General features: G+C 34.9%; 5 protein-coding genes. 1 reads left to right on the plus strand and 4 read right to left on the minus strand.

Annotation, left to right across the window (positions count from 1 at the left end; all coding sequences use genetic code 11):
• Window positions 1–220 precede the first annotated feature (220 nt).
• Window positions 221–1,366: a glycosyltransferase family 4 protein gene (locus GH715_RS21050; protein WP_153837210.1), complete on the minus strand. Its 1,146-nt coding sequence runs from the start codon at window positions 1,364–1,366 to the stop codon at window positions 221–223.
• A 175-nt stretch (window positions 1,367–1,541) separates the two neighbouring features.
• Between GH715_RS21050 and GH715_RS21055 the strand changes: the two genes are divergently transcribed.
• A complete protein-coding gene (locus tag GH715_RS21055) occupies window positions 1,542–1,943 on the plus strand; it encodes a universal stress protein (RefSeq protein ID WP_163578824.1) in 402 nt (133 codons plus the stop codon).
• Here the strand turns inward: GH715_RS21055 and crcB are convergent.
• Genes crcB through GH715_RS21070 form a run of 3 tightly spaced genes read right to left on the minus strand, consistent with a single transcriptional unit; the run spans window position 1,933 to window position 3,085 of the window.
• Window positions 1,933–2,295 (minus strand): fluoride efflux transporter CrcB, encoded by a 363-nt coding sequence (gene crcB / locus GH715_RS21060; RefSeq protein WP_153837212.1) that lies wholly within the window; start codon window positions 2,293–2,295, stop codon window positions 1,933–1,935. The genes GH715_RS21055 and crcB overlap by 11 nt on opposite strands.
• Entirely contained in the window at window positions 2,292–2,687 is a 396-nt protein-coding gene (locus GH715_RS21065; protein ID WP_228760376.1) for a fluoride efflux transporter FluC, read from the minus strand. Before GH715_RS21065 ends, crcB begins: the two co-directional genes overlap by 4 nt.
• The gene (locus tag GH715_RS21070) at window positions 2,678–3,085 is read right to left on the minus strand and encodes a Fur family transcriptional regulator (RefSeq protein WP_018930865.1); all 408 of its coding nucleotides are present in this window, start codon (window positions 3,083–3,085) and stop codon (window positions 2,678–2,680) included. The genes GH715_RS21065 and GH715_RS21070 overlap by 10 nt, the downstream gene beginning before the upstream one ends.
• Window positions 3,086–3,146: the final 61 nt, after the last annotated feature.

Consider the following 3,146-nt stretch of genomic DNA (forward strand, 5'->3'; position numbering starts at 1 on the left):
ACCTATATCATACGAGGGAAGTGGGCAGCCGGAGTGGTAATTGTCATCACGATATATGTCAAAATTATCTCTTCATGCAGTACGAGTACGGGAGGAGAACAAATCTATGTCCAGTTACTGCGCAGTTTATGTTTTTTTGATAACATATTTATTTTTATTTTTGACGTACTACTTTGAAGTTCTGTTTGATTTTCTTAATGTAAAAAGCATGCTTAGTTGTTTAAGCATGCTTTTGGTTAGTTTTAGTATCTTCTAATATAAATTGATAAGTGCTGAGTAATTCTTCAAAGCGGTCTTCCCAACGTTGTTTTTGTGCGTAGCGAACGGCATTTTGTTTCAATTGCTTTCGCCACTCTTCATCATTTAATATCGAATCAATAGCGTTTATAAAAGAATCTAAATGATTGCTATTACATAATTTCCCTGTAAAACCCTCTTGTACGATACTTTTTACGCCACCTTCATTAGCCGCAACTACTGGTGTTCCTGTTGCTAGTGCTTCTAAAACTACATTTCCAAATGTTTCTGTTTCAGAAGGAAATACAAATAAATCACTGGCAGAAACAATTTTAGCTACATCGTTTTGTGGTAAAAAACCAGTATATGTTACATTTTGTTGCCATTCATTCTTTAAGCTATTTTTAGATGGACCATCACCAACAATAAGCCAGTGGATGTTATTTTGTAGTTCAGTTGGTAGTTGTTTTGCAATCTGTGGAAGTAACTCTACATTTTTCTCTGGTGCTAACCGACCAACATAACTTAATATATAGCGTTCTTTAATGTTATATTTCTTTCTAATTTCTTCAGTAGAGTAATATGGATGGAAAACGGTTGTATCAACACCACGTTGCCAAATTTGCAAGTGCTGAAATCCTTTTTTTTGTAATTGTTGGTAGGTTACAGAAGATGGTACGAAAATACGGAGTAGCGGTTGATGAAACCATTCCATATAACGCCAGAGTGCTTTTGATAACAAGGTTAGATGATAGTATTTTAAGTAATGATCAAAATCAGTATGGTAAGAACCAACAATAGGAATATTGTACTTTTTTGCGAGATGAAGTCCAGTTAACCCAATAGAAAATGGTGTTGCAACATGGATGATATCAGGCTGGAATTTTTTGATGATTTCTTTTAAATGAATAGTATTTGGTAAAGAAATACGACAATCTTTATAAAGCGGAAATGGAAAACTCGATTGACGGTAGATTTGCCCGGCGCTTATTTCTTGTTTTGTTTGTTTTGGTGAAATTACAATGTAAGAATGGTGGCTTTGATCTAAATACTTCGTAAAACGTCCCAGTGTTTTGGCAACCCCATTAACATCCGGAAGAAAGGTATCAGTAAAGATAGCAATTTTCATATTTGTCTCCCCCCTAGGAACTATTCCTTACTTCAACCATATGTCGAAACAATGTAAAGAACAACAGGAATATGTAAAATAATTGTAAAAAAATTCTAACAGAAATATAGATAACGCTTTCAACGCAAAAAACGTTTTTGCTATAATGGATGTAGTAGGAAAGGGAGAGTGCTGGATGTATCAAAAAATAATTCTAGCTTCAGATGGTTCTGAGCATGCCCTAAGAGCGGTGGATCACGCCATTAAATTTGTGAAAAGTGTACCAGAGTATCGGTTAGATGTAGTTATTGTCATGAATGATGGAATGAAAGGGAAACAAGCGGTCAATATGGCGAGCTTGGTAGAAGAAAGATTAAAATTAACGAAACAAAAATTGAAAAAAGCAAATGTTGCTTTTCGAACGGTTATTTTAATTGGTGCTCCTAAACAGGAAATTGTAAAATATGCAAAACGAGAAGAAGTTGACCTGTGTATTATGGGGAGTAGGGGATTAAATAGATTTCAAGAAATGGTACTTGGAAGTGTCAGTCATAAAACAGCTAAACATATTAACTGTCCGATCATGATCATAAAGTAATCACTTTCCAAATAGTAAATACCGTAGTAAAACTGATCGCCACGGATCCAAACAGATAAAGGAGAGCTTTCTTCGATTGTCTTTGTTCCAGCATTTTAACAACCTCAACACTAAACGTGGAGTAAGTGGTAAATGCTCCACAAATTCCTACACCTAAAAAGTTCCATGTCCATAAAGAAAGCCATTCCGCTTGATAAAACAAATAAGTAAAAGCAAAAAGGATACTACCTGTAAAATTGGCAAGCAAAGTACCTACAGGTAGCCAATATTTACTTGTGTTAAATTGCAAGCTTAACAGATATCTAAGGATGGCACCAATGAAGCCACCTAATCCAACAAACAAATAACTCATGTGATCTTCTCCTTGCTGATTGCTAACTTAGCACCAATAAAACTTAACACTACACCACCTAGAATTTGTATTGCCAGATAAAGAATGAGCCATGCTGTACTTTCATCTAAAAGCAATACACTCTCTGCAATAAAAGTGGAGAAGGTAGTGAAAGATCCCAGCAGTCCTGTTGTAAATGCCGTAAAGATTGCTGGCGGCAATTTATTTTTGAAAAAAGGATGGAATGTAACATATGCCAATACAAAACATCCCATTAAATTAGCAATGGTTGTGCCAACAGGAAAGCTAATAAAGGATACGGATTCTGCAATGATATAACGGAGAAGAGCTCCGATTATACCACCAATCCCAACTGCTAAAAATACTTTTAACTCTTTCGTCTTCATTGACATGTTGGGCAAAAACCGTAAATTTCAAATTTATGGTCGTCAATCATATATTGCTTTAATTCCTCAGAGATTTCATCCATTGGACAATGATGGATTTCTTTGGTAACACCGCAGTTTTTACAAATAAAATGATGGTGGTGATGATGATCACATTTAAGCCTGAAGTGTTTTTCACCATTTAATTCCGTTGACTCTAAAATGCCTAACTGGTCAAATAAATGCAAGTTTCGATAAATTGTATCAAAGCTGATTCCTTCGTAATTAGGCTCCATATTCTGTAATAAGTCTCTTGCTGTACAATATCGATTTTCTTCTACAAAGAAGTCGATCATGTGTTTTCGCTTATCCGTATATTTATAGCCTTTTTCTTTTAAAATACCAAGTGCTTCAGTCGTATTCATTCGATCACCCCGTTTTTAAACGACGTATTGTCAAAGTTTTTCTTATTAAAATAGCTTTTTA

This window comes from Gracilibacillus thailandensis, from assembly GCF_010994055.1.
In the GTDB taxonomy this organism is placed as follows: Bacteria; Bacillota; Bacilli; order Bacillales; family Amphibacillaceae; genus Gracilibacillus; species Gracilibacillus lacisalsi.

Excerpts from the sequence above, each read along its gene's own strand:
- crcB (WP_153837212.1), bottom strand. The coding sequence starts at position 2,295 with ATGAGTTATTTGTTTGTTGGATTAGGTGGCTTCATTGGTGCCATCCTT.
- GH715_RS21055 (WP_163578824.1), top strand. The coding sequence starts at position 1,542 with ATGTATCAAAAAATAATTCTAGCTTCAGATGGTTCTGAGCATGCCCTA.
- GH715_RS21065 (WP_228760376.1), bottom strand. The coding sequence starts at position 2,687 with ATGTCAATGAAGACGAAAGAGTTAAAAGTATTTTTAGCAGTTGGGATT.
- GH715_RS21070 (WP_018930865.1), bottom strand. The coding sequence starts at position 3,085 with ATGAATACGACTGAAGCACTTGGTATTTTAAAAGAAAAAGGCTATAAA.
- GH715_RS21050 (WP_153837210.1), bottom strand. The coding sequence starts at position 1,366 with ATGAAAATTGCTATCTTTACTGATACCTTTCTTCCGGATGTTAATGGG.